Here is a 24,550-nt window from a genome sequence, read left to right on the forward strand (position 1 = left end):
GGGAGTGAAATCAGGTCCGCGCACCGGACTGGCGATAGCGATCCAGCGCGACCGCGCCGATGATCACGATGCCCTTGATGATGTACTGCCAGATGTCCGACACCCCCAGCAGCACCAGGCCGTTGGTGAGTACCGCGATGATTAGCGCGCCGATCAGCGTGCCGCCGATGGTGCCGACGCCACCGGTAAAACTGGTACCGCCGAGGATCACGGCGGCAATCGCATCCAGCTCGTAGGATTGCCCCAGTTGCAGGCCATTGGCGGCGAACAGGCGCGAGGCGCTCATCACCGCACCCAGCCCGGCCAACGCGCCGGACATGGCGTAGACGAACAGCAGCACCTTCCACACCTTGATCCCGGAGAGTCGCGCCGCTTCGGGGTTGCCGCCTACCGAATAGATCTGCACGCCCATCACCGTGCGGCGCAGGATGAACCACGACAGCGCCACCACCGCCACGGCGATCACCACCAGCCAGGGCACGCCAAGGATCGAGTCGTTGCCGATAAAGGCAAACGGCAGGTCGGGGTTGAACACGGTCTTGTCATCGGCCAGCAGACGCGCCAGGCCGCGCATGGCGGTGAGTGCGCCAAGGGTGACGATAAACGGCGGCAGGCGCATAAAGGCAATCAACCCGCCGTTGACCAGGCCCAGCAGCAGGCCGAAGCCGATACCGGCGGCAATCCCGAACATGCCGAACTGCGGCGACATCGACGCCTGCAACGCCACCACGGCCGACGCCGCCAGGATCGCCCCTACCGACAGGTCGATCCCCGCCGTGAGGATCACAAAGGTCATGCCCGCCGCCAGCACCACGTTGACCGAGGCCTGTTGGGTGATGATCGACAGGTTCTGCATGGTCAGGAAGTTCTCGCTGGCCAGGGCGAAGCCCACCAGCAGCAAAATCAGCACCGGCAACATGCCGACGGTGCGCATCAGTTCGCGGGCACGTTCGGCCTTGCCTGTTGTTGCAATCATCGAATCAGCCATGGGCAACCACCTGATCGCCACCGGTGGCGAGGTCAATAATACGTTCCTGGGAGATGACGTGGCCGGAGGCCCCGCCGACTTCGGCCACCAACTGGCCTTCGCGCATGATCAGCACCCGGTCGCAGGTGCCGATGATTTCCGGCAGCTCGCTGGAGATCACCACGATGCCCACGCCGGCCTGCGCCAGTTGATTGATGATGCGGTAGATCTCGGACTTGGAGCCGATGTCCACGCCGCGTGTGGGTTCGTCGAGGATCAGCACGTGGGGCTTGACCTCCAGCAGCCGCGCCAGCAGGACCTTCTGCTGGTTGCCGCCGGACAGCGTGCCGACATTGACCTTGCCCGACGCCACGCGAATCGACAGTGACTTGATTGCATCATTGGCACGTTTCAAGCCATGACCACGGTCGAGCACGCCACCGGCGCGGGCATCCGGCACACAGGCGCAGACGTTGATGTTGTCGGCCACGCTCATGTCCAGGAACAGGCCCTGGGCCTTGCGGTCTTCGGTGAGGTACACCACGCCGGCACGAATCGCATCCGCCGGGTTGCGCAGTTGGGTCACGGTCTTGCCCACCACTTCCAGGGTGCCGCTGGTGCGCGGATCGGCGGCGAAGATCAGCCGCGCCAACTCGGTGCGCCCTGCCCCCACCAGCCCGGCGATACCCAGCACTTCACCGGCATGCAGGTCGAAACTGCAATTACGCACGCGCTTGCCATCGGCCATATCACGCACACGCATCACCACCGCGCCGGGGTCGTAGGCGGCGTGTTCCTTCTTGTAGAAACCGGACAGATCGCGGCCCACCATCATCTTCACGAGGACTTCGGCCGACAGCGCGTCGCGGCTCAGTTCGCCGATGTATTGGCCGTCGCGCAGCACCGAGACACGGTCCGACAGTTCATAGATCTCGGCCATGCGGTGACTGATGTAGATGATCGCCAGGCCCTGGCTGCGCAGTTGCTTGATCAGCGCAAACAGACGGTCGGTCTCGCGGGACGATAACGGCGTGGTCGGTTCGTCCATCACCAGGATCCTGGCGTGGGCGTGCAAGGCCCGGGCAATTTCCACCAGCTGACGCTCGGCAATCGACAGGCTGCTGACCTGGGTGGCCGGGGTGAATTCGGCGCCCAGGCGTTGCAGCACTTCGACGCAACCGGCTTGCATGCCCTTGCGGTCGATGGTCCAGCCACGGCGCAGTTCGCGGCCCAGGTAGATGTTCTCGGCCACACTCAGGTTCGGGCACAGGCTCAATTCCTGGTAGATCACGGCGATGCCGAGGGCTTTGGCGGTGGCGGGGGTAAAGGTGGCGACGGCCTGGCCGGCCATGCGGATTTCACCGCCGGGATCGGCCTGGTAAGCGCCGGAGAGGATTTTCATCAGGGTCGATTTGCCGGCGCCGTTCTCCCCCATCAAGGCGTGGATTTCGCCGGGGTAGACCTTCAGGCCGACATTCTTGAGCACGCGCAAACCGTTGAAGGTTTTGCTGATGCCCTGCATCTCGAGCAAGGGTTCAAGGCTCATCAATGAGCTCCTGGTTTTATTATTTTTGTCGTTCAGCCCCCTTTGATCAGAGCCGATTGCCACCGACTCTAATCAGATACATTTACTTACGCAAGCGCTTGCGCAGGCCGTTTGTCGCTAGAAGAAACGTTTCATCAAGCGCATAAAGTGCAATTTTGGCATTTCTAACGTTTTGGCAGCATGCGCACCAGGGTGTTGTCACGCACCCAGTAATGGTGGAATAGCCCCGCGGCAGCATGCAGGCCGATCAACCAATAGCCGGCGCTGCCCAGCCACTCATGCCAGTGCTTGAGTTGCTTGGCCAGGTCGGGGTCCACCGCCACCAGCGATGGCAAGGCGAACTCGAAATACGGCACGGGCTTGCCTGCGGCGTTGAGCATCAGCCAGGCCAGCAGCGGTGTCACGATCATCAAGCCATACAGTGCCAGGTGCATCAGGTGCGCCACGGCAGTCTGCCAGGCCGGTGGACGCGGCAGGATCGCCGGGCGCGGCGCCAGGCGTCCCAGCAGGCGCAGCCAGACCAGCAGGAAAATCCCGTTGCCGAACAGCCCGTGACCGCCGAGCAACACGCCCTTCAATGCATGGCCGCGAGGCAGCAGGCCTTTGATTTCAATGCAGGCGTACACGCCGACAAACAGCGCCAGCATCAGCCAGTGCAGGGTCATCGACAGCTTCGTGTAGCGCTGTGTCAGCAGACGTTCAGTCATGGATGGGGCCTTGTGCAGATGGTGGCCGCAAGCGGCCGTGGAAAGACCGCGCCACCCTGTCCGCGAAGTCTTAAGGCAGTCTGAAGATCGGGAAAAATATCCTTTTGCCACCTTCAGACTTCGTTAAGAAATGCCTCCGATACTCCTCCCAACTTCACTGGGGAGGCGTACTGCCAATGCCCGATATCGATTGGAACATTTCCTTGCCGCTGCTGTTCGGCCATGCCGACAGTGCACCGCTGCGCCTGTCCCGCGCCCTGCCCCAAGACCCGCAGCGGCCTGCCTTCGAAGCGTTTATCCAACAACGTTTTCGCCTTGCCCACGGCGCCGATATCCGCCACTTCATGCCGCAGTTGTTTGGCGTCAGCCAGGGCAACGGCGACTTGTGTGCCGTTGCCGGTGTGCGCCTGGCAAGCGCCGAACCGTTGTTCCTGGAGCGTTACCTGGACCATCCGATCGACCCGCTGATCAGTGCCGCCGCCGAACACCCCGTGGAGCGCGGCGCCATCGCCGAAGTCGGCAACCTCGCGGCCAGCGACACCGGCAGTGCGCGCCTGAGCATCATCGCGATTACCTGGCTGCTGGCCATGGGCGGCCTGGAGTGGGTGGCGTTCACCGGCAATATCGGTCTGGTCAACAGCTTCCATCGCCTGGGCTTGAAGCCCGTCACCCTGTGCGCGGCCGACCCGCAGCGCCTGGGCGATGAGCGCCATCACTGGGGCAGTTACTACGAAAGCCAACCGTGGGTGCATGTCGGCAATATCCGCGCCGGGTTCATCCATTTGCGCAACATGGGCCTGTTCTCACGCCTGGGGTTGCCAACCACCCTCGAGGATGCCAGCCATGTCGCCTGAAACCCGCCGCTTCCACGCCGTACTGCGCGGCCATGCCGAACGCAACGATGGCGCCATCGCCCTGTGGGGCGACAGCTTGAAAATGGATTACGCCCAGATGTTCGCCGAAGTGGCGTATCGGCAGGAGCGCCTGCGCGACGAAGGCGTCAAGGTGGTCGCCCTGGCCCTGGACAATGGCGTCGAGGCCATGCTGTGGGACCTGGCAGTGCTGTTCGAAGGCCTGACCTGCCTGACCTTGCCGCCGTTCTTCAGCCCGGCCCAGCGCGCCCATTGCCTGGAACAAAGCCACGCCGAACGGGTGATCGCCGAGCCGCATCTGGCGGCTGAATTGCGCGCCAACGGCTATCAACCGTGCGGCGAATTCTGGTGCCGCGCCTTTGAAGGCCGCCCTTCGATACCCGTGGGTACCGCCAAGGTAACGTTCACCTCCGGCACCACCGGCGCGCCCAAGGGCGTGTGCCTGGGCGCCGACAGCCTGCTGCGGGTGGCCCGCGAGCTGTACCAGGCCAGCCACGGCAGCGACCCACGCCACCACCTGGCGCTGTTGCCCATCGCGATTTTGCTGGAAAACCTCGGTTGCTACGCCGCGCTCTACGCCGGTGCCACCCTCAGCTTGCCCAGCCAGAAGAGCCTGGGCATCCAGGGCGCCAGCGCGGTGGACGCCGCACAATTGCTTGGCTGCCTGGCAACGCGTCAGCCCCACAGCCTGATCCTGGTGCCGCAATTGCTGTTGATGCTGGTGATTGCTGCCGAGCAAAAGGCCTTCAGCCCACAGGGCCTGCGCTTTGCCGCCGTCGGCGGTGCGCGCGTCTCCAAGGCCTTGCTGCAGCGCGCGCAGCAACTGGGCGTACCGGTATACGAAGGTTATGGGCTGTCGGAATGCGCCTCCGTGGTGAGCCTCAATCGTCCCGAGGCACACCGTCCTGGTAGTGTCGGCCGGCCACTGCCCCACGTGGAAATCCGCCTGGCCGAAGACGATGAAGTGCTGATCAAGGGCTCGACGTTGCTCGGCTACCTGGGCCAGACAGACCAACCCGAGCAATGGTGGCCCAGCGGCGACCTCGGCGCCTTTGACGAGGACGGTTTTCTCTACCTCAAGGGCCGCAAGAAACATCAGTTCGTTACCAGTTACGGGCGCAACGTCAACCCGGATTGGGTCGAGGCCGAGCTGACCCAGGGCGGTGTGATCGCCCAGGCGTTCGTGTATGGCGAAGCCCTGCCGCAGAACCACGCCCTGCTCTGGCCCCATCGCGCCGACTGCAGCGACGCGCAACTGGCCGCCGCCGTGGCCGAGGCCAACAGCGGCCTGCCGGACTACGCCCAGGTGCATCGCTGGACGCGCCTGACGCACCCCTTCACCGCCGCCAATGGCTTGCTCACCGCCAATGGCCGGCCACGGCGCGACGCCATCGTCGCCCGTTATCAAGCCCAATTTGCCCCGGCATTCAACGAGGAAGCCTCATCGTGAATTTTTTCGACACGCTGCAAGAAGCCACCCAGCAGGAGCGCCATGCGCTGTTCAACCTGCCGATCATCCGCGACGCCCTGGAGGGCAAGGTCAGCCTCGACAGCTATCGCGCGTTCCTGGCCCAGGCCTACTACCACGTGCGGCATACCGTGCCGTTGATGATGGCCTGCGGTGCGCGCCTGCCTTCGCGCCTGGAATGGCTGCGCAAGGCTGTCTGCGAGTACATCGAGGATGAATACGGCCACGAGCAGTGGGTGCTCGATGACATTGCCGCCTGCGGCGGTGATGACGACGCGGTACGTGACGGTCGCCCCGGTTTGCCCATCGAGTTGATGGTCAGTTACCTCTACGACCTGATCGCCCGTGACAACCCGGTCGGCCTGTTCGGCATGGTCAATGTGCTCGAAGGCACCAGCATCGCCCTGGCCACCCACGCGGCCGGCAGCATCCGTGAGCGCTTGCAACTGCCGGCAACGGCGTTCAGCTACCTGAGTTCCCACGGATCCCTGGATATCGGCCACATGGAAACCTATCGCCGCTTGATGAACAGCCTGGACGACCCCGACGACCAGGCCGCGGTGATACGCGCCTCCAAGGTGGTGTATGCGCTCTACACCGACATGTTCCGCAGCCTGCCGCGTCTCGGGGAGGCGCCCCATGCGCCTGTCTGAAACGCGCGTGGTGCTGACCGGCGCCAGCGGTGGCATCGGCCTGGCGATTGCCACCGCCCTGTGTGCCAGTGGTGCGCAGGTGCTGGCCGTGGCCCGTCACCGTGCACCACTGGAGGGGTTGCTTGAGCGCTACCCGGAGCAACTCTGCTGGGTCGGTGCCGACCTGACCTTCCTCGCCGACCGCCGTAAGGTGCTGGCCGCCGCCGAAGCCATCGGCGGCATCAACCTGCTGATCAACGCCGCCGGCATCAATCACTTCGCCATGCTTGAGCAACTTGAAGACAGCGACATCAACGGCATGCTGGCGCTGAACATCACCGCGCCGATCTGCCTGACCAAGCTGCTGCTTCCGCTGCTCAAGCAGGCACCGAGCGCCATGGTGGTGAATGTCGGTTCCACCTATGGCTCCATCGGCTACCCCGGCTACGCCACCTACTGCGCCAGCAAGTTTGCCTTGCGCGGGTTTTCCGAAGCGTTGCGCCGGGAACTGGCCGACACCCGCGTCGGCGTGCTGTACGTAGCACCGCGCGCGACCCGCACCGCGATGAACAGCCCGGCGGCGCAGGCTTTGAACGATGCGCTCAAATCCAACGTCGATGACCCGCACACCGTGGCATCGGCCGTGATCCAGGCCATAGCCAACCAGCGTCGCGATCTGTACCTAGGCTGGCCGGAGCGTTTTTTTGTGCGCCTCAACAGCCTGCTGCCGAACCTGGTCGACCGGGGTTTGCGTAAACAGCTGCCGCTGGTACGCCGCCTGAGCGACACACCTGAGAATAAGGACCCGAAGCCATGAAACAACTCTTTACCGCGCTGCTGCTCACCGCCCTGAGCCCCTTCACCTGGGCGATGGGCGCCGTCGACCAACAACGCCTCAACGAGATCCAGACGCGCTGGGCGCACATCCAATACAACCTGCCCGAGGAACAACGGACCCAGGCTTTTGAACAACTCGCCACCCAGGCTACGGCCTTCACCCACAACCGCCCCCAAGCCGCCGAGGCGTGGATCTGGTCAGGCATCGTCACCAGCAGTTGGGCGGGTGCCCAGGGCGGGCTTGGCGCGTTAAGCAAGGTCAAGGCGGCCAAGGTCGACCTGGAAAAAGCTCTCGCCCTGGATCCCCAGACCCTGCAAGGCTCGGCCTATACCAGCCTGGCCGCCCTGTACGACCGGGTGCCCGGCTGGCCGATCGGCTTCGGTGATGCGGACAAGGCCGAAGCGCTGCTCAAACAAGCCTTGCAACTGAACCCGGCAGGCATTGATAGTCTGTACTTCTGGGGTGACCACCTGTACCGGCAAAAACGCTATGGCGAAGCCCGTGAAGCCTTGCAAAAAGCCCTGCTGGCCGCGCCCCGGCCCGGTCGCGAAACCGCCGATGCCGGGCGGCGCAAAGAGATCGAAGGCGTGCTGGCTGACATCAACCAAAAACTCAAATGACAAGGAGTCTGCGTGCGCCTTTTACTGATCGAGGATGACGTGGCATTGGGCGAAGGCATTCACCAGGCGCTGGTGCGTGAGGGCTACACCGTCGATTGGCTGCAGGATGGCAGCAGCGCCTTGCATGCGCTGCTCAGCGAAACCTTCGATGCGGCAGTGCTTGACCTCGGCCTGCCACGCATGGACGGTTTGGAGGTGCTGCGGCGCCTGCGTGACAGCGGCTCCAACCTGCCGGTGCTGATCCTCACCGCACGGGATGCCACCGAAGACCGCATCGCCGGGCTGGACGCCGGCGCCGACGATTACCTGATCAAGCCCTTCGACCTGGCCGAACTCAAGGCACGCCTGCGTGCACTGCTGCGCCGCAGCGCCGGCCGGGCAAGGGTATTGATCGAACACGCAGGCATCTGCCTGGACCCGAGCACCCAGCAGGTCAGTTACCACGGCGCACCGGTACTGCTTACCCCCAAGGAATATCAACTGCTGCACGAGCTGCTGTCGCCGCCGGGCCGCGTGATGACCCGCGACCAGTTAATGCAGTTGCTCTACGGCTGGAACGAAGAAGCCGAAAGCAACACCCTGGAGGTGCATATCCATCACCTGCGCAAGAAGTTCTCCAGTGAACTGATCCGCACCGTGCGCGGCGTGGGCTACCTGGTGGAGGAGCGCCAATGACCTCGATTCGGCGGCGAACCCTGAGCCTCATTATCGGCCTGCTGCTCACCGGGCTGCTGGTAATCAGCGTGCTCAACCTGCATGACAGCAATCACGAAATCGCCGAAGTCTACGACGCGCAGTTGGCGCAGAACGCCCGCCTGCTCCAGGGCGTCATGAGCATGCCGCTGGCCAGCCAGGACCAGGCCGACCTGTATCGCGCCTTCAACAAAGCCTTGGGCAACGCCATGCCCAAGGTGGACGGGCACCCCTATGAAAGCAAAATCGCCTTCCAGGTGTGGAGCCCACAGGGCGAACTGCTGGTGTTTACCACCAGCGCCCCGTCATTCGCCACGCCCCCCGCACAGCCGGGGTACAGCAATATCGACGACCTTAATGGTCGCCAATGGCGCGGCTTCGTGCTCAAGGACAAGGACAACGGCCTGCGTATCTGGGTCGGCGAGCGTGATGACGTGCGCTCCGACCTGGTCCAGCGCATCGTGCGGCATACCCTGTGGCCCAACGTGCTGGGCAGCCTGATCCTCGCCGCCATGGTCTGGCTGGCCATCGGCTGGGGCCTCAAGCCGCTGGCCGATATGGCCGCCACCTTGCGCGCGCGGCATTCCGGCTCACTGGAGCCGATGCAACTGACGCCCCTGCCCATGGAGTTGGAGCCGATGCAGGCGGCGTTGAACCGCATGCTCGCGCAGATCCAGGACATGCTCGGCCGCGAGCGGCGCTTTATCGCCGATGCCGCCCATGAAATGCGCACACCCCTGGCGGTATTGCGGGTGCACGCGCAAAACCTGCTGGAAGCCGGCACTGAAACCGAACGGCGCGAGTCCCTGGCCTTCCTGATCAGCGGTGTCGACCGCACCAGCCGCCTGGTCAACCAATTGCTGACCATGGCACGCCTGGAACCCAGCGCCGGGCTGCCAGCCGTGCAAGCTATCGACCTGGCGACAACGGTGCGTGAAACGCTGATTCAGCTGACACCCTGGCTGCTGAGCAAAGGCCTCGAGCTGGTGTTCGATGTCGACGATGCCCAGTACCGCGTGACCACCGATGCCGGCGCAATCAACATCGCCCTGACCAATCTGGTGACCAACGCCGCGAACTTCTCCCCGGAGCATGGGGTGATTACCGTGGGGTTGTGCAAAACAGCCAGGGGATGGGTCCTGAGCGTCGAGGATCAGGGGCCTGGCATCGACGAAAGCCAGCGTGAGCGGCTGTTCGAGCGGTTCTACAGCCGTGGCAATGCCCAGGGCGCCGGCCTGGGCCTGACCATCGTGCAAACCATCGCCCAACGCCTGGGCGGCCAGGTACGCCTGGACAACCTGGCGGCCGGCGGCCTGCGGGCGAGCCTGGAGATTGCGCAGTGATCGGCCCAGCGGGTATCAGGGCGTAATCGCGACTTTCATCACCCCATCGCGCTGATGGGCAAACAGTTCATAGGCCGCCTCGATGTCGTCGAGCTTGAAGCGGTGGGTCACCAGCGGCGACAGGTCCACCCCGCCGCTGGCGACCACCGCCATCAAGCGACGCATGCGTTCCTTGCCGCCGGGGCACAGGGTCGAGACGATGCTGTAATCCCCCAGGCCTGCGCCAAACGCGTCATAGGGGATGCGCAGGTCGCTGGAGTACACCCCAAGGCTGGACAAGCGGCCACCGGGACGCAACACGCGCAAGGCCGATTCGAAGGTGCCTTGGGTGCCCAACGCCTCGATGGCCACATCCACGCCACGCCCGTCGGTCAGGGCCATGATCTGCTCGACCACGTTGCCTTGCTTGAAGTCGACAATATGGGTCGCGCCCAGGCCACGGGCGACGCCCATGCGTTCGCTGACGCCGTCGACCCCAATGATCATCGACGCACCTTTGAGCCGTGCCCCCGCCACCGCGCACAAGCCGATCGGCCCGAGGGCAAACACCGCCACCGTGTCGCCAATGTTGACCTCACCACGCTCGGCACCGGAAAAGCCGGTGGACATGATGTCCGGGCACATCAGCACCTGCTCGTCACTCAGGCCATCGGGGATCGGGCACAGGTTGGCCAGCGCATCGGGCACCAGCACGTATTCGGCCTGGCAGCCGTCGAGGGTGTTGCCGAATTTCCAGCCGCCGGCGGCACGGAAACCATGGCGGGTGTCGGGGCCGTCCTGGGCACCGCAGCCGCACAGGCACGCATAGCTCTGCCCGCTGGGCGTGATTGCGCCGGCGATCACCCGTTGCCCTTCGACGAAACCGCGCACCTGGGAGCCCAGCCGCTCGATGATGCCCACCGGCTCATGGCCCACCGTCAGCCCTTTGGCCACCGGGTACTCACCGCGCAGGATATGCACGTCGGTGCCGCAGATGGTCGTGGTGGTGATCCGCACCAGGGCGTCGAGCGGGCCGACCTCGGGGATCGGTTTATCCTCGAGGACGATGCGGTTTTTCTCAACGAAGACAGCGGCTCTCATGGTTGCCATGGTGTGACCTCCTGCTGGGCATGTGGGGTGGGACCAGACTGCGCCGCGACGGCGCGCCGAACGTTGATCATGGTCAACCCTTTGCCGATGCGCATGACCGAACGTCGCCTGCCCTGCCCGGCGGCCAGGCGTCTTGATGCAGATCAATGGCGCCCCAGCCCCCGGGGGCATGATCGAGCAAGGCACTGTTGCCCGATGCTGACCGCCAGGAGCCCACACCATGCCTACCCTCGAAGCACGTAACCAGCAGGCCGCCCCCGCCTACGCAGCACTGCCGAAACCGCACTGGATCGATCAGCTCGACGATGGCCGCCATGTACTGGTGCGCCCCCTCGGCGCCGACGACCGTGAACGGGAATACAACTTCATCAAGGGCCTGTCCCGTGAATCGCGGCACGCGCGCTTCCTGGGGGAAATCAACGAGCCCGGCAAGACCCTGATGGACCAATTGATGGATGTCGATAACCAGCAACGCATGGCCTTTATCGCCTTGGTGCACGACAACGGCCAACTGATCGAGATCGGCGTGGCCCGCTATGCCGCAGCCAACGCGGATGAATGCGAATGCGCGGTCACCGTGGCCGATGCCTGGCAACACCTGGGCCTGGGGCGCCTTTTGATGCTGCACCTGATGACGGCGGCACGCGCCAATGGCTTTAAACGCATGTACACGGTCGACGCGGCAACCAATGCGCCGTTGCGCGAGTTGAACCAGGCCTTGGGATTCCACAGCGTCATCAACCCGGATGACAGCACCCAGGTCATCAGCAGCGTGATGCTCTAAACCGCGCCGCACGGTAACAGGGCGGCCCGCCGCCCTGTGTCGGCGTACACCCGTTTGAGGGTATCCATACCGTAGTGCGGGCGGTATCTGCTATTGTCCGGGGATCTCATCTCCTCCTCATCGCGTCCACGCGATTTTCTGTGAGCATGCTCTGCGGCCCTGTCATCGACACGGCCGGGCCGATCTGCCTGGAAAACACCGCCATGGACAAACCCGTCACTGGACCACCGCTTGAAGCCCAATCGCGGGCCGAAAAAATCGTCGAATTCAAACGCCAGAAGACCCTGCTGAAGACCGGTGCCCTGCAAGACGCAATCTTCAACAGCGCCTACTTCTCCAGCATCGCCACCGATGAAAAGGGCGTGATCCAGATCTTCAATGTCGGCGCCGAACGCATGCTCGGGTATGCCGCCGAGGATGTCCTCAACCGCATCACCCCCGCCGATATCTCCGACCCCGCCGAACTGATCACCCGCGCCGCCGCCCTCAGCCTGGAGCTGGACACGCCGATCACGCCGGGTTTCGAAGCCCTGGTGTTCAAGGCCTCCCGTGGCATCGAGGATATTTACGAGCTGACCTATATCCGCAAGGACGGCAGCCGCCTGTCGGCCATGGTCTCGGTGACGGCGCTGCGTAACCGTCATGACACCATCATCGGTTACCTGTTGATCGGTACCGACAACACCGCACGCAAACACGAAGAAGCCGAGCGCAAAGGCTTTGAGCGCGCGCTGGAGGAAAAGAACCTGGAGCTGGAACATGCCAGCCATATGAAATCCGAATTCCTCGCCACCATGTCCCACGAATTGCGCACACCGCTGAATGCGGTGATCGGTTTTTCCGAGGCGTTGAAGGACGGGCTGGTGGGCGACATGAGTGAGACCCAGCGCGAATACATCGGCGACATCTTTACCAGCGGCCAGCACTTGTTGTCGCTGATCAACGACATTCTCGACCTGTCCAAGGTCGAAGCCGGGATGATGGACCTGGAGCTGGAGTCCGTGGAACTGGCGGGGTTGCTCGCCAACAGCCTGTTGATCGTGCGCGAAAAAGCCGCCCTGCAACGCATCCAGTTGAAGCTCGAAAGCCAGGGCGACTTCGGCACACTGGCCCTGGACCTGCGCAAGACCAAGCAGATCATCTACAACCTGCTGGCCAATGCGGTGAAGTTCAGCGAGCACGGCAGTTCCGTGACCCTGGCGGTGCGCCAGGTGGCCCGCGAACAGGTCGGGCGAGTGCCCGGCGATTGGCCGATGCACGGGTTTGCCCTGCAACCCAGCGCCCACCAGCAGTTCCTCGAATTGAGCGTCAGCGACACCGGCATCGGTATTGCCGAGGACGACATGGGCAAGCTGTTCAAGGCCTTCAGCCAGATCGACAGCAGCCTGGCGCGCAAATTCGAAGGCACCGGCCTGGGCTTGGCGATGGTCAAGCAACTGGTCGACCTGCACGGTGGCAGCGTTGCGGTGGCCAGCCGTGAAGGCCTGGGCGCTCGTTTTGTGGTGTGGCTGCCACTCCACCGGGGCACGGAGGCTGAATGGCCCATATCCTGATCGTCGAAGACAACGAGGCCAATATGCGCCTGGCCCGGCTGCTGCTGGTCAACGCCGGCCACACGGTGGTGTGGGCCGCCGACGCCGAGAGCGGCCTGACCCTGGCCCGCGAAGCCCAACCGGCGTTGATCCTGATGGACATCCAGCTGCCTGGCATGGATGGCCTGGCCGCTACCGCACTGCTCAAGCAGGACCCGCACACCGCCCATATCCCGGTGATTGCCCTCACCGCCATGGCCATGAAGGAAGACCGTGAAAAGACCCGGCTGGCCGGTTGCGATGCCTACATCAGCAAGCCGCTGCGCTACAAAGAGCTGTACCAGGTGATCGACACGCTGTTGCAACACACAACCCTCGCCCCCCTCAGATGAGTCCTCTCCATGGCCAGCCAACCCGCAACGCTGTTGATCGTTGATGACGAACCCCAGGTTCGCAAGCTGCTGGAAACCCTGTTGCAACACGAGGGCTACCGGACCCTGAGTGCAGGCAGCGGCGAGGAAGCCTTGCAACTGGTGGCCAAGCAACCACCAGACCTGATCCTGCTGGACATCATGATGCCAGGCATGGACGGCTACGAAGTGGCCAGCCAGCTCAAGGGCGACGCAGCCACGGCGAGCATTCCGATCATCATGCTGTCGGCCCTCAGCGAGTCGAGTGCGCGGGTCAGTGGCCTGGAAACCGGTGCTGAAGAGTTCATCAGCAAGCCGGTGGAACGGGTCGAGCTGTGGCTGCGGGTGCGCAACCTGCTGCGGCTCAAGAGCCACGGCGATCAACTCAAGCGCCATAGCCAGTTGCTTGAGCAGCAACTGCGCCAACATGCCGGTGACAGCACGCGCATGAACGTGCACGACCTGGCCCGCCAGGAACTGGAAAACGCCCTGCGCCAGGCCGTGGAGCACGATGAGTTCACCCTGCACTACCAGCCAAAAGTCGCGTTGGCCGACGGGCAGATCTGCGCCCTGGAGGCACTGCTGCGTTGGGAGCGCCCAGGCTACGGCGCGGTATCGCCGGCGGTGTTCGTGCCCGTCCTGGAAAGCCTGGGTTTGATCGTGGAGGTGGGAAGCTGGGTGATCCGCAGCGTATGCCAGCAGATTGCGACGTGGCAGCGCAGCGCGATTGGCGCCGTCGAGGTGTCGGTGAACGTCTCCGGCCATCAGTTGATCGAGGGCGACCTGATTGCCGATATCGCGCGCATTCTCACTGAGACCGGCGTCGAACCCCATTGGCTGGAAGTGGAACTGACCGAAGGCTCGCTGATGGAGAATACCCAGCACACCATCGCCAGCCTGCAACGCCTGCGCGCCATGGGCGTGAAGATCTCCATCGACGACTTCGGCACCGGTTATTCCAGCCTGGCCTACCTGCGACGCTTTCCCATCGACACGCTGAAGATCGATATTGCGTTTATCCGCGAGGTCACCAGTAACCCCCAGGACGCCGCGATCACCCGCACCATTATCGAGCTGGCCCACAGCCTGAGCCTGCGGGTGGTGGCCGAGGGCGTGGAAACCCAGGCGCAACTGGCGTTTTTGAAAGAGGCCGGTTGTGATCAGATCCAGGGCTATCTGTTCAGTCGGCCATTACCCGCGACAGCACTGGAGCGCTTGTTATTGGAGCGGTGAGATCCAGCGGGGGGCAGATTAATGGGCGTTCATTTGCACCGGCATGGCGACGGAGGGCTTGCCAGGCGTCTGCGCTGCAGGCAGGTTCTTTAATGCCGGGCTGTCGGGTTTCAACGCCAGGTTATCAGCAAGGTCCCGTGTCTCCTGAACACTGAGAGGCTCATTCCTGATCGCTTTGGCAAGTAACGATCCCAAGCTCCTCGCCTGTCCATAAACAGGAACGAACCGTTGCGCCAAATCGCCGACCCCTTTCAATGCCGAGTCCATGGTTTGCTTGTCAACGCCGAATACCTTGCCGATCTGGTTGCGGGTATTCAAATCAACCAGCAGCGCGCTGAAGGGATTGTCCAGGTACCGCTCTGTGGCATCGGCGGCGTTCTTATTCACCCCGAACGCCTGCAGGGCATCGGCGATGCCGGCGGAGGGATGTTCAAGGTGCCTCAACAGTTCTTCGTAGAGCCCCCGCGTATCGTTTGCACCGATATTGTCGAGCGCTTCGTTCCGAACCGTTTGCTTGAATGCACTTTCCGTCATCGGCACCAGCGGCCTGGGGCTGTTCAAGCCGTTTTTAACAAAATAGAAATTGCCCTTTTTATCTCCACCTTGAAGGTTTCCGTAGGCGTCATATTCAAAGAGTACTTTTGTACCATCCGGTCGCAGTCCTGAATAAAGCACCCGCCCTTCGGGGGATATCTGTTCTTCCTCAAGCCTTGTCAAACCGTTGACCGCAGCGGGCGGTGCGGACGGCCCCTTGTCCAGTCGGACAAATATATCGTCACCTTCGTTGGCATAAGGCCCGACGACGGCATTGATGTCATGGTTTCTGAATCGAATCAGTGTATCGGCGACATGGGCTTGTTTTTCGGGAGCGCTGTCCCGCGCAAAGTGCCGGGTAAATGCCTTGAGTAGCCTGGGGTCGTCAGCGCGTGTTTGCAACCAGGCGTTCATGTCTTCGACAGTATTGAAAGACTGGTATGAACTGCCGTCTTTCTCCGGAACATAAAGCACGATGTCAGGCCCATCAGGTACAAGCGGTACCCGTTGAATGAATATGATGTCCTTGGCTTGAACACCATCCACGGCGAAGGTCCTGACTTGCACGTTGGGCAGGCCTGCCTGGCCTGGCGACAGCAAGGCCTCGAGGAGGTTGTTGACGTCAGGCGGCATTTTGCCGCTGTTCAAGTCCTTCACCAGGCTCTCGTTGAATTTTTCCCTGGCATTTTTAATGACAAAGGTGTCCTCGGAATCCTCCCAAGAATTGGCACTTATCGGCGCAGTGTTTATGGGGCGGGCGGCGGCGGTAGCGGTGGAAAAAGTCATAATCGGCCAAGATCGGTAGGGAGTGAGGGAAATGTTCCCCAGCCGCGCAGCTGTCTTCCTGCGATGCTGTCTGAGGTGTGTGTGCTTGGCTGACGAGAGTGTTCCAGCTTCAGTCGTTACCGTTTGCTTCAACGGCCGAGACATTGTTCATACCCGCAGCTGCCTTGCCAGGGCTCGACAGCTACAGGGCCGGGATTAATCGGGCTTTTCGGTATTGCCCACATCCGCCGCGTCATCCAGATCATTGAGCGGTACTTCTGCATCATCCATCAGGGAACCCGGGTCTTCATTGCCCGGATCGTTGAGTTCTTCTTCCAGTTCTTTGGACATGATCGTCTCCTCTAACCGCCCTGGGTGTCGATATCGGCATCGGTTTCAGGCTTGGGCTCGCGCTCAGGCTTGAAGTCTGGACTGTAGTCGTTTTCCTTGGCCTTGGGGTCGGCGGCGGGTTTCGGGTCTTTCGGTACATCGGCCGCCGTGCCTGGGGCCGGTTCGCCGCCGTCGATTGCCGGGTCGTTACGGTTGCTGGTCTGGGGGTCTTTGTCTGTGCTCATGGCTCACCTCGTTTGAAAAACGCAAACTGCGTAAAGGTAAGGTCCCGTGCCGGCCGCTGAAGTTCCAACTGCTTAAGAGCCCGGGTTATCCACCTGGATATAAAACGCGTACGCCCCCAGCAACACCCAGAACACCATGAACAGCCACGGCGCACGCATGGAGAACAGCAGCGACTTGCGATAGCCCTTATGGGAGGACTCCATTTCGGAAAACAGCGGCGACTCATCGTAGGCCATGCCCATCACCGGCTCGCTGCGCAGCAGTTCGCTCTGCTTGTAGTGCCAGTGATCGATGATTTCGTACGCGGCGCGGATCCCCGGCCAGGCATTCAGGGAACTGAGTATGCCGAGCAGCGTCAGGAACACCGGCACCACCAGGGTGAACAACTTGCCCCACTCCGGGTTGAGGTTGCCCATGCCGGAGACAAAGGCAATCACCAGGAACGACTGCGCCGTCAGGTAGGCATCGGTGCGGTTGGCGAGGATGGTGGTTTCGTATTGGATTTCGCGACGGTAGAAGTCCAGGCGGTCCTTGGGCGAGCCGAAGATCTTGGCGTTGTGCTCGCTGTGGTCGGCCAGGTTCGCTTCCGGGGTGTCGGGTGAAATGATTCTGGGCACATCCGTGCTCCCTGCTGGGCTCAAACCCCTTAGAAGAATCGGGCCGTGGCGAAGTTCAAGTTTGTTGTTGCACCATCACGGTGCGCAAGCCGCTCCCTTATGGTGAGCAGCCTTGTCATGGCCGGCCTTTTTTTTGTGGCGAGCGAGCTTGTTGTGGTGAGCGGGCTCACCACAAAGGGAAATCAGCGCGGGATGCCCATTCCGGCACACGCATTGCTTTATCCATTCATCTGCCCGAATACAGGAACATTCGTTACCCCCCGACCCAGAGCCGACCCCATAAGAAAGTAAGGACCAGGCCCGGTGGCACCATCAGCCACGGGCTCATAAAAAATGCGTTTTTTAAAGCGGCAGTGCCACCCCATGCGTCCCTCGGCACTGACAAGGTACTGGAATGGCTCGATCTTTCTTCGATGAAATGAATGACGCAAACGGCGTGTGCCGTGCGCACTATCAGGACTTCTCCCGCTGGCTGGCCAACACGCCGCCGGAATTGCTGGCCCAGCGTCGCCGCGAAGCCGATTTGCTGTTCCATCGCGCGGGAATCACCTTCACCCTCTATGGCGACGAGCAGGACACCGAGCGCCTGATCCCCTTCGACATCATCCCCCGCAGCATCCCCGCCAGTGAGTGGAGCGTGATCGAGCGCGGCTGTATCCAGCGGGTCAATGCGCTGAACATGTTCCTCGCCGACATCTACCACGACCAGCGCATCATCAAGGCCGGGATCATTCCGGCCGACCAGGTGCTGGGCAACGAGGGTTACCAGAAGGCCATGGTCGGCCTGGACCTGCACCGCGATATTTATTCCCACATCTCGGGGGTGGACCTGGTACGCGACGGCGACGGTACCTACTATGTGCTCGAAGACAACCTGCGCACCCCCAGCGGCGTGAGCTATATGCTCGAAGACCGCAAGATGATGATGCGCCTGTTCCCCGAAGTGTTCGCCAAGCAGCGCATCGCGCCGGTGGACCACTACCCCAACCTGCTGCTCAAGACCCTGAAAAGCGCCAGCCGCCTGGACAACCCCAACGTGGTGGTGCTGACGCCCGGGCGCTTCAACAGCGCGTTCTTCGAACATGCGTTCCTGGCCCGGGAAATGGGCGTGGAGCTGGTGGAAGGCGCCGACCTGTTCGTGCACGACCTCAAGGTGTTCATGCGCACCACCGACGGGCCCAAGGCGGTGGACGTGATCTACCGGCGTATCGACGACGCGTTCCTCGACCCGCAGGCGTTCAATCCCGAATCGATGCTCGGCGTGCCAGGGCTGGTCGCGGCCTACTGCGCCGGCAATGTGGTGCTGGCCAATGCCATCGGCACCGGCGTGGCGGACGATAAATCGATCTATCCCTATGTGCCGGCGATGATCAAGTTTTACCTGGATGAGGAGCCGATCCTGCAAAACGTGCCGACCTTCCAGTGCCGCAAGCCCGATGAACTGTCCCACGTGCTGGCCAACCTGGCCGAACTGGTGGTCAAGGAAACCCAGGGCTCCGGCGGCTACGGCATGCTGGTCGGCCCAGCGGCCACGGCGGCCGAGATCGAAGATTTCCGCCAACGCATCAAGGCCCGCCCCCATGCGTATATCGCCCAACCGACCCTGAGCCTGTCCACCTGCCCGACCTTTGTCGAAAACGGCATCGCGCCCCGGCATATCGACCTGCGGCCCTTTGTGCTCTCGGGCAAGGAAACCCGCCTGGTGCCGGGAGGCCTGACGCGGGTGGCATTGCGTGAGGGCTCGTTGATCGTCAACTCGTCGCAAGGCGGTGGAACCAAGGACACCTGGGTGGTGGAGGGCTGAGTATGTTGAGTAGAACCGCCGCGGATCTGTATTGGATGTCCCGTTACCTGGAACGCGCCGAGAACCTGGCGCGCATGCTCGAAGTCAGTTATTCGCTGTCGCTGATGCCCCAGGCCGGGCGTAGCGATGGCCTGGACGAACTGGCGATGTCGTTGCTCAGCAGCGGCACCCTGGACAGTTACCTGGAGCGCCATCAAACCCTGGATGCCGAGCGCATGCTGCACTTCTTCGCCCTCGACGAAGAAAACCCCGCCAGCATCTACAATTGCCTGCGCGCCGCGCGGGGCAATGCCCATGCGGTACGCGGGCGCATCACCGCCGACATGTGGGAAAACCTCAACGCCACCTGGCTGGAAATGCGCAGCATCGCCGCCGGCGGCCTGGCACGCCATGGCATCAGCCACTTCTGTGACTGGGTCAAGCAGCGTTCGCACCTGTTCCGCGGCGCGACCTCGGGGACCATCATGCGCAACGACGCCTATCGGTTCATTCGCCTGGGCACTTTTGTCGAACGCGCGGACAATACCCTGCGCCTGCTGGACGCGCGCTACGAGATGTTCGGCGAAGAGTCGGAAGAAGTCAGCGACCTGTCGGCACGCGGGTATTACCAGTGGAGCGCCCTGCTCCGCGCGTTATCGTCGTTCGAGGCGTATACGGAGTTGTATCCGAATGCGCTGAATGCGCGGTCGGTGTCCGAGTTGCTGTTGCTACGCAGCGATGTGCCGCGTTCGTTGCATGCCTGTATCGAAGAGTTGAGTCATATCCTCGCCGACCTGCCCGGCAGTTACGGGCGCACGGCGCAGCGGTTGGCGGCGGAGTTCGAGGCGCGGCTGCGGTATACGGGGATTGATGAAATTCTGGAGGATGGGTTGCATAGCCGTCTCACGGAATTCATCGAAACGGTGCGGGGGGTGGCGCGGGCGATCCATAGTTCTTACCTGGAGGTTGTTTGAGTGCGCTTGCTGACTGTATGTCGTGCTTAGGATTCAGATAAGGTGAAGCAGATTGATTCAACGTAACCTGCTTCGCCTTTCAACTGTATTACCTCGTAGACGTTATACCTTTATTCCAACGGCAGACCCTCTGAAGCGACCGTCTACAGCGCTTTGGCTGCCATCGGAAAATTTCAAACAATAATAGCTGTTATCGCCAGGCGCTCTATCACTAGACCAGTGAGCATCACTGTCCAATGGCCATCTTGCCCCATAAGTATTATAAATTTCGCGTAACTGAGCCATGCTCGGCATACTTGCGCCTTCCCTTGCAAGCGCATTACGAACATCCTCAAGAAAATCTCGAGCAAGTGGAATAACCGCAATAGCGTTGGTCACGGTCAATGTATAGCTTGCAGTTTGTTGCTTTTGATCTCGGACCGTTATCGTCGTAACACCTCTTCCGCTCACCTGGACAACACCTGTGGTGGGATTCACAAACGCGGCGGCTGGATTGGAAGATGAATAATAGTAATCCGGCTGTCCTCCTGTTGCCTGCCGTTGCATGGTCGTTCCGGCAGGCCAGGATGGAAGCGCATGTGAGTACCCTCGAATCACATACACCTTACCAGCCAGCGTTGCTGGAGAAGTATCAAATACCAACGGGGGCGGAGCACTTTTGACGGTGTAGGTCACCTGCGGGAAGACAATGGCATTGGCCTCCGTCACGCCAGGAACTAAAGCTGCCTTGAAATGCAGTGTCAGTTGCGTGTTGTCCCCTAACTCTTTCAAGTAGGCCGCATAACTGATTGGACTTTCCCACCACCCTTGGTTGAACCAGGTCGTATTCACATAGGCCCCCCCACCGTTCCAATGTTTGAGGTTGTGCGCCGCCCCTCCGCTTTTGAAACCCTTGAACTCAATCCAGACCGGGGAATTGGTCGTAATGAACGGCCAGGTGCCGACCCGCAGTCTCCTGTTCCCCGTTCCGGTCGATAGATCCAGCACCTTCGTCGCTGGGTTGGCCTCATTGATTTGGATTACGGTTCCCGCCAGTTCGCTCGCAGGTATCGGGGTCACTGTTACCGTCAACACCGACGACGGCCGAACGACATTTCCACGGGTGAGCTCGTACTTGAGGGTAAACATCGTGTGGGTATTGCCGATATTCGCCGCAATCGCCGTCTTGGGAATATCAAACGTCACCACACCACTGGTCAAACCGTTCTTCGCCGCAATAACCGGTGACCCCGCACCGGCAGTCCCTTCCATCGTGACCTTGATGCTGTCAGTGGTGTACATCGGCAAAAAACTGACTTTCAGCGTTGCACCATTTTGCGCATTCATCGGCGCAAGGGTCACCGAAACACCTGAGCCTGTGGCTTGGATCAATTCGGGAACAGGCATCTCATTCGGCAGGTGCACCTGATATAGCTGGCGCAGGGATTCCTGAGGCAGTTCATTGCCCCGTGTCACGCTGTAGAACACGTCGATAAAACGCCCGTCAAAACGCTTGAGCTCAGTGCCCGGCACATCGAACGTCATATCATCGCCGGGGGTAACCTGGCCCACGAGCCGTCCTGCCGTGTAATCGACGGTGCCGCCGGCGTCGCTGGCCAGGATGGTCACTTGTACCCTGTCTGTGCTGACCCAACTCGCCTGCACAGGGAAGCGGATCGTAATCAACGGCAAGCCTGGGTCCAGATCCTCTCCCAGGGCTTGGTCTACGGTCGGTGCCGGCCATCTGACAATCTCGCCGATCACCGTGAGATAACGGTTATGCGAGCGTTTGTCAGGCAAGCCAGCGCCTTTCAACTCGTAGTACACCACCGCACTGCCTTGGGCGATCGCACTGACCAAAGCGTTGCCGATATTGAAAAAGTAACCCTTGGCGCCTGACAGTGGCCGATCCTCAAAGTAATGAACCGAACTGCCCTGGGCACTTACCCCGTTCCAGTACAGAAAAACATGACTGTAGACACGAGCATCGGCCCCGCCGACGGTCAGGCCGATTTGTGCGTCCCGAGTGCCGAGTATTTCCAGATCGATTTCTCAGTGGGTCTCGGGTACTTGCACCCAGGGTGCGTCCAGGCGGTCAGTTGCCAGGTACACCGAAACCAATACCGTGGTCGACCAGGGCGCCCAGGGATCGGGGTAGTTGCCGGTCGGTCCGCGAACCTGGAAGGCCACTGGCAGCAAGTCGCTGTCCCCGGCTTCCTTGATTGCATCCTCGTCGAGCATGCAGGTGATATCCCGCCCGACTTCGGCGGGCAGGATCAACCGCTCGATTCGCACCGAGCCCCAGACGAGGATAAGCAGGTCATAGGCGGCCATGTTCAGCCAATGCCGGACGACCACCTCAACGCCCTGCCTGGCCCGATCGGCACTGACCCCGCCCAGCCTCACATCGTCTGGAAGTTCAAAGACCAAGCCCTGATTTCCGGGGGCGGGATTGGGGTCTTGTCCGCCCGGATGTTGCAGGTTGACCCTCAAACGCAAAGGCTGGGTTCGGGATTCGTTTCCGCTGCTGCGAATAACCCGGACGTACACCGGATCTGCCCACGGCTCGCGAATACTGTCATAGGGCACGGTGAAGGGAATGCGCGTCAGGTTCTGGTCGCCCTCGCGGATCAGGTTGTACGCGACCGGATCACCGCCGCCCCAGAACAATTCGAAGAACGTTCCTTCAGGCGTACTGCTTGGTCTGTCGATATGCACGACCAGGGGTCTCAGGGTATGCGACACACCAATCCCCCCGTCGGCCTCCTCCAAATCTCCTGCAATCGGCGGTTGCATCAGCGGAATATCCACCGGGGGCAGCTCGGAGATCAGACTGGGAGGTTGAGCGCGATACTTGGCCATGCTGGTTTCCTCGGCATTCCCCTGCGCACTGGGCATGGGTTTGAGAGAAATCAGACATCCAGTAGCAGGGTGTTGGCAACTGTCAGAATTAACAGGTGGCGACCGATGGCGTGGCACCTTAGATACCCACGACCGTCTGTCAGCACCTGTGAATTCTGACAGTTGTCAGCGCGAAAACGTGGGTATTTGATATCGCCAGAGGCAGGTAAATCGTTAACAGCGTCAGCCCCCCCATTCAGGGACTTGTTCAGGAGAATAAAGAGCATGAGCACTGAAAGCGCCAAGACCTCCCCTGGGCAGCCCAAGCAGCTTCCTCGCCTGTCGATCCCGGGCATGACTCCCAATGTGGACGGTTACGACGGAGGGATTCCCGACTGGCTGATGGTCTCCGGGCTGACGGTCCGAGTGGATAACAGTTGGGTTGCCAGTCCTGGCGACATCATCAATATCGTCATGATGCCAAGTATGACGTCCTTGGCGATGAAGCCGGTCCGGGCGGGAGAGGAACAACACCACAGTTACTTTTTTTCCATTCCACGGGAAAAGCTGCCCGACGGAGAACTACGCCTGGGTTACGTGGTGAATTACAGAGGCAGCGACGACTACGAGGCATCCTATCCCCTGAGTATCTTGGTAAAAACCGAACTGCCGGCGGGCGAAGACCTGGATCAGCTTGAGCCGGGTCACTCGCAACTCAAATACACACTCTCGGCCCTGGAAGTCTATCCGCCCGAGGCAGCCAAAGGCGTCAGCGTAATCGTTCAGCCTTACCCGAATATGCATCCAAGCGATCGCATCCACTTCCAATGGGGCAGCCTGAACGTCGTGCAGAAAGTTGCAGGCGTCGGCCAGGCGACCCTTATTGTGATTAATCACGCCCAGATGATTAAAGCCGGTGACAGTGATGGCCTGCTGGTGGGGTTTTACATCGTCGACCTCGTCGGCAACGCCTCAACACCACGATCCAAGTACACCCGCGTAGTGGTGGCGCTCGACAATGCGCAACGGGAAGGCCCATTCATCCAGTCCGACGATCAGCCGGGCTATATCGATATCGAAAGACTCAATGGCGCCAACTTGAAGGTTGGCATGTACACCCCTGGGCACATCGGCAGGACGGGAGACTGGTATGTGATCACCTTCAAGGCCTACCCTCCGCTTGGAGGTGAGGTGGTGCACCGACGCATCGAAGTGATCACCAGGGCTGGCACCGCGACCTATCATGAAGTGCCCTACAGCAAAGTCCGTGCTGCGGCCGGAGGATGGGTGGCGATCAGTTATGAACTGATCCGGGCAGACGACTTGACCCCTTACGTTTCCAAGCAGACCTGCGCTGAAGTCGTGGGGTCGGTCATTCGATTGGAGGCGCCCTATTTCGAAAAATACCCTGAAGATACGGTGTTCATAGAAAACTCCCTCGTTGTGAATATCCCCTGGTACGCCTGGCGCAAACCGACAGATACCCTCACGTTGATCCTGCGTTACGTGAAGTCACTCAACGAAATCATCCTCTTCAGCGTGACGAAGCCGGTGGGATCGTTCTGGTCGGATGGGCAGCCGGTTCAGTGGGCGCTCACCGGTACGGATCTTCAACCGTTCGTGGGCTACGCCCCTGATCTGTATTTCGTGTACGAATCCGAGTCCGCCTCTGTTGTCAGGGCCCGCTCCGTGGATTTGAACGAATCGCTGCGCCGTCAAGTGCAAATCCTGCAAGGTTCCTGACCGG

Annotated in this window: 24 protein-coding genes; 14 read left to right on the plus strand and 10 right to left on the minus strand. The window is 61.4% G+C overall.

Features of this window, described 5'->3' with window-relative positions; translation table 11 throughout:
* Nucleotides 1-10: 10 nt before the first annotated feature.
* The 3 genes from J1N02_RS30085 to J1N02_RS30095 form a co-directional block, all read right to left on the minus strand.
* The gene (locus tag J1N02_RS30085; protein WP_027605811.1) at nt 11-988 is read right to left on the minus strand and encodes an ABC transporter permease subunit; all 978 of its coding nucleotides are present in this window, start codon (nt 986-988) and stop codon (nt 11-13) included.
* Nucleotides 981-2,513: a sugar ABC transporter ATP-binding protein gene (locus tag J1N02_RS30090; protein WP_421148186.1), complete on the minus strand. Its 1,533-nt coding sequence runs from the start codon at nt 2,511-2,513 to the stop codon at nt 981-983. Before J1N02_RS30090 ends, J1N02_RS30085 begins: the two co-directional genes overlap by 8 nt.
* A gap of 164 nt (nt 2,514-2,677) precedes the next feature.
* Complete coding sequence (locus J1N02_RS30095; RefSeq protein ID WP_368960282.1) at nt 2,678-3,220, minus strand: cytochrome b; 543 nt, start codon at nt 3,218-3,220, stop codon at nt 2,678-2,680.
* Nucleotides 3,221-3,396: 176 nt separating this feature from the next.
* Between J1N02_RS30095 and J1N02_RS30100 the strand changes: the two genes are divergently transcribed.
* The 7 genes from J1N02_RS30100 to J1N02_RS30130 are packed head-to-tail and all read left to right on the plus strand — an operon-like array spanning nt 3,397 to nt 9,686.
* Nucleotides 3,397-4,074 (plus strand): thermostable hemolysin, encoded by a 678-nt coding sequence (locus J1N02_RS30100; RefSeq protein ID WP_368960284.1) that lies wholly within the window; start codon nt 3,397-3,399, stop codon nt 4,072-4,074.
* Nucleotides 4,064-5,542, plus strand: a complete 1,479-nt coding sequence (locus J1N02_RS30105) for an AMP-binding protein (RefSeq protein ID WP_027605807.1) — start codon at nt 4,064-4,066, stop codon at nt 5,540-5,542. Before J1N02_RS30100 ends, J1N02_RS30105 begins: the two co-directional genes overlap by 11 nt.
* Nucleotides 5,539-6,213: a TenA family transcriptional regulator gene (locus tag J1N02_RS30110; RefSeq protein WP_027605806.1), complete on the plus strand. Its 675-nt coding sequence runs from the start codon at nt 5,539-5,541 to the stop codon at nt 6,211-6,213. The genes J1N02_RS30105 and J1N02_RS30110 overlap by 4 nt, the downstream gene beginning before the upstream one ends.
* A complete protein-coding gene (locus tag J1N02_RS30115) occupies nt 6,200-7,009 on the plus strand; it encodes an SDR family oxidoreductase (RefSeq protein ID WP_027605805.1) in 810 nt (269 codons plus the stop codon). The genes J1N02_RS30110 and J1N02_RS30115 overlap by 14 nt, the downstream gene beginning before the upstream one ends.
* Nucleotides 7,006-7,650, plus strand: a complete 645-nt coding sequence (locus tag J1N02_RS30120) for a tetratricopeptide repeat protein (RefSeq protein ID WP_421148187.1) — start codon at nt 7,006-7,008, stop codon at nt 7,648-7,650. Before J1N02_RS30115 ends, J1N02_RS30120 begins: the two co-directional genes overlap by 4 nt.
* Before the next feature lie 12 nt (nt 7,651-7,662).
* Nucleotides 7,663-8,325 (plus strand): response regulator, encoded by a 663-nt coding sequence (locus J1N02_RS30125; protein ID WP_027605803.1) that lies wholly within the window; start codon nt 7,663-7,665, stop codon nt 8,323-8,325.
* Nucleotides 8,322-9,686 (plus strand): ATP-binding protein, encoded by a 1,365-nt coding sequence (locus J1N02_RS30130; RefSeq protein WP_027605802.1) that lies wholly within the window; start codon nt 8,322-8,324, stop codon nt 9,684-9,686. Before J1N02_RS30125 ends, J1N02_RS30130 begins: the two co-directional genes overlap by 4 nt.
* A gap of 15 nt (nt 9,687-9,701) precedes the next feature.
* Here J1N02_RS30130 and J1N02_RS30135 read toward each other — a convergent pair whose 3' ends face one another.
* Nucleotides 9,702-10,775 (minus strand): NAD(P)-dependent alcohol dehydrogenase, encoded by a 1,074-nt coding sequence (locus J1N02_RS30135; protein ID WP_027605801.1) that lies wholly within the window; start codon nt 10,773-10,775, stop codon nt 9,702-9,704.
* A gap of 220 nt (nt 10,776-10,995) precedes the next feature.
* Here J1N02_RS30135 and J1N02_RS30140 point away from each other — a divergent pair, with 220 nt between their 5' ends.
* From J1N02_RS30140 to J1N02_RS30155, 4 genes are all read left to right on the plus strand, one after another.
* Nucleotides 10,996-11,559 carry a GNAT family N-acetyltransferase gene (locus J1N02_RS30140; RefSeq protein WP_092358059.1) on the plus strand — a complete coding sequence of 188 codons (564 nt, stop codon included), beginning with the start codon at nt 10,996-10,998 and terminating at the stop codon, nt 11,557-11,559.
* Between the two features lie 203 nt (nt 11,560-11,762).
* Nucleotides 11,763-13,112 (plus strand): sensor histidine kinase, encoded by a 1,350-nt coding sequence (locus J1N02_RS30145; protein WP_421148293.1) that lies wholly within the window; start codon nt 11,763-11,765, stop codon nt 13,110-13,112.
* The gene (locus J1N02_RS30150; RefSeq protein WP_092358061.1) at nt 13,097-13,483 is read left to right on the plus strand and encodes a response regulator; all 387 of its coding nucleotides are present in this window, start codon (nt 13,097-13,099) and stop codon (nt 13,481-13,483) included. Before J1N02_RS30145 ends, J1N02_RS30150 begins: the two co-directional genes overlap by 16 nt.
* A gap of 9 nt (nt 13,484-13,492) precedes the next feature.
* Nucleotides 13,493-14,734 (plus strand): EAL domain-containing response regulator, encoded by a 1,242-nt coding sequence (locus tag J1N02_RS30155; RefSeq protein ID WP_027605797.1) that lies wholly within the window; start codon nt 13,493-13,495, stop codon nt 14,732-14,734.
* 18 nt (nt 14,735-14,752) lie between these two features.
* On the opposite strand, the gene J1N02_RS30160 is transcribed toward J1N02_RS30155, so the two are convergent.
* The 4 genes from J1N02_RS30160 to J1N02_RS30175 all read right to left on the minus strand — a co-directional run bounded on the left by J1N02_RS30160 (nt 14,753) and on the right by J1N02_RS30175 (nt 17,226).
* On the minus strand, nt 14,753-16,054 hold the full coding sequence (locus J1N02_RS30160) for a dermonecrotic toxin domain-containing protein (RefSeq protein ID WP_421148188.1): 1,302 nt from the start codon (nt 16,052-16,054) through the stop codon (nt 14,753-14,755).
* Nucleotides 16,055-16,249: 195 nt separating this feature from the next.
* The gene (locus tag J1N02_RS30165) at nt 16,250-16,384 is read right to left on the minus strand and encodes a hypothetical protein (RefSeq protein WP_256221203.1); all 135 of its coding nucleotides are present in this window, start codon (nt 16,382-16,384) and stop codon (nt 16,250-16,252) included.
* A gap of 11 nt (nt 16,385-16,395) precedes the next feature.
* Nucleotides 16,396-16,608 (minus strand): hypothetical protein, encoded by a 213-nt coding sequence (locus J1N02_RS30170; protein ID WP_027605796.1) that lies wholly within the window; start codon nt 16,606-16,608, stop codon nt 16,396-16,398.
* Nucleotides 16,609-16,680: 72 nt separating this feature from the next.
* The gene (locus J1N02_RS30175) at nt 16,681-17,226 is read right to left on the minus strand and encodes a hypothetical protein (protein WP_027605795.1); all 546 of its coding nucleotides are present in this window, start codon (nt 17,224-17,226) and stop codon (nt 16,681-16,683) included.
* Nucleotides 17,227-17,620: 394 nt separating this feature from the next.
* On the opposite strand from J1N02_RS30175, the gene J1N02_RS30180 reads away from it, so the two are divergent.
* Nucleotides 17,621-19,030, plus strand: a complete 1,410-nt coding sequence (locus J1N02_RS30180) for a circularly permuted type 2 ATP-grasp protein (protein ID WP_027605794.1) — start codon at nt 17,621-17,623, stop codon at nt 19,028-19,030.
* A 2-nt stretch (nt 19,031-19,032) separates the two neighbouring features.
* The gene (locus J1N02_RS30185; RefSeq protein ID WP_027605793.1) at nt 19,033-19,983 is read left to right on the plus strand and encodes an alpha-E domain-containing protein; all 951 of its coding nucleotides are present in this window, start codon (nt 19,033-19,035) and stop codon (nt 19,981-19,983) included.
* 102 nt (nt 19,984-20,085) lie between these two features.
* On the opposite strand, the gene J1N02_RS30190 is transcribed toward J1N02_RS30185, so the two are convergent.
* Both J1N02_RS30190 and J1N02_RS30195 read right to left on the minus strand, forming a co-directional pair.
* Nucleotides 20,086-21,762 carry a hypothetical protein gene (locus tag J1N02_RS30190; RefSeq protein ID WP_421148189.1) on the minus strand — a complete coding sequence of 559 codons (1,677 nt, stop codon included), beginning with the start codon at nt 21,760-21,762 and terminating at the stop codon, nt 20,086-20,088.
* Nucleotides 21,763-22,014: 252 nt separating this feature from the next.
* The gene (locus tag J1N02_RS30195) at nt 22,015-22,824 is read right to left on the minus strand and encodes a hypothetical protein (RefSeq protein ID WP_421148190.1); all 810 of its coding nucleotides are present in this window, start codon (nt 22,822-22,824) and stop codon (nt 22,015-22,017) included.
* A 264-nt stretch (nt 22,825-23,088) separates the two neighbouring features.
* Between J1N02_RS30195 and J1N02_RS30200 the strand changes: the two genes are divergently transcribed.
* Nucleotides 23,089-24,546, plus strand: coding sequence for a hypothetical protein (locus tag J1N02_RS30200; RefSeq protein ID WP_027605791.1), 1,458 nt, complete (start codon nt 23,089-23,091; stop codon nt 24,544-24,546).
* The last annotated feature ends 4 nt before the right edge of the window (nt 24,547-24,550 follow it).

This window comes from Pseudomonas sp. NFX5 (assembly GCF_049132125.1).
GTDB classification, from domain to species: Bacteria; Pseudomonadota; Gammaproteobacteria; order Pseudomonadales; family Pseudomonadaceae; genus Aquipseudomonas; species Aquipseudomonas marginalis.

Bases quoted from the DNA above. Each gene is read 5' to 3' on its own strand.
- J1N02_RS30085 (WP_027605811.1), bottom strand. From the start codon at position 988: ATGGCTGATTCGATGATTGCAACAACAGGCAAGGCCGAACGTGCCCGC.
- J1N02_RS30090 (WP_421148186.1), bottom strand. From the start codon at position 2,513: ATGAGCCTTGAACCCTTGCTCGAGATGCAGGGCATCAGCAAAACCTTC.
- J1N02_RS30095 (WP_368960282.1), bottom strand. From the start codon at position 3,220: ATGACTGAACGTCTGCTGACACAGCGCTACACGAAGCTGTCGATGACC.
- J1N02_RS30100 (WP_368960284.1), top strand. From the start codon at position 3,397: ATGCCCGATATCGATTGGAACATTTCCTTGCCGCTGCTGTTCGGCCAT.
- J1N02_RS30105 (WP_027605807.1), top strand. From the start codon at position 4,064: ATGTCGCCTGAAACCCGCCGCTTCCACGCCGTACTGCGCGGCCATGCC.
- J1N02_RS30115 (WP_027605805.1), top strand. From the start codon at position 6,200: ATGCGCCTGTCTGAAACGCGCGTGGTGCTGACCGGCGCCAGCGGTGGC.
- J1N02_RS30120 (WP_421148187.1), top strand. From the start codon at position 7,006: ATGAAACAACTCTTTACCGCGCTGCTGCTCACCGCCCTGAGCCCCTTC.
- J1N02_RS30130 (WP_027605802.1), top strand. From the start codon at position 8,322: ATGACCTCGATTCGGCGGCGAACCCTGAGCCTCATTATCGGCCTGCTG.
- J1N02_RS30135 (WP_027605801.1), bottom strand. From the start codon at position 10,775: ATGGCAACCATGAGAGCCGCTGTCTTCGTTGAGAAAAACCGCATCGTC.
- J1N02_RS30140 (WP_092358059.1), top strand. From the start codon at position 10,996: ATGCCTACCCTCGAAGCACGTAACCAGCAGGCCGCCCCCGCCTACGCA.
- J1N02_RS30145 (WP_421148293.1), top strand. From the start codon at position 11,763: ATGGACAAACCCGTCACTGGACCACCGCTTGAAGCCCAATCGCGGGCC.
- J1N02_RS30150 (WP_092358061.1), top strand. From the start codon at position 13,097: ATGGCCCATATCCTGATCGTCGAAGACAACGAGGCCAATATGCGCCTG.
- J1N02_RS30155 (WP_027605797.1), top strand. From the start codon at position 13,493: ATGGCCAGCCAACCCGCAACGCTGTTGATCGTTGATGACGAACCCCAG.
- J1N02_RS30160 (WP_421148188.1), bottom strand. From the start codon at position 16,054: ATGACTTTTTCCACCGCTACCGCCGCCGCCCGCCCCATAAACACTGCG.
- J1N02_RS30165 (WP_256221203.1), bottom strand. From the start codon at position 16,384: ATGTCCAAAGAACTGGAAGAAGAACTCAACGATCCGGGCAATGAAGAC.
- J1N02_RS30170 (WP_027605796.1), bottom strand. From the start codon at position 16,608: ATGAGCACAGACAAAGACCCCCAGACCAGCAACCGTAACGACCCGGCA.
- J1N02_RS30180 (WP_027605794.1), top strand. From the start codon at position 17,621: ATGGCTCGATCTTTCTTCGATGAAATGAATGACGCAAACGGCGTGTGC.
- J1N02_RS30185 (WP_027605793.1), top strand. From the start codon at position 19,033: ATGTTGAGTAGAACCGCCGCGGATCTGTATTGGATGTCCCGTTACCTG.
- J1N02_RS30195 (WP_421148190.1), bottom strand. From the start codon at position 22,824: ATGGCCAAGTATCGCGCTCAACCTCCCAGTCTGATCTCCGAGCTGCCC.
- J1N02_RS30200 (WP_027605791.1), top strand. From the start codon at position 23,089: ATGAGCACTGAAAGCGCCAAGACCTCCCCTGGGCAGCCCAAGCAGCTT.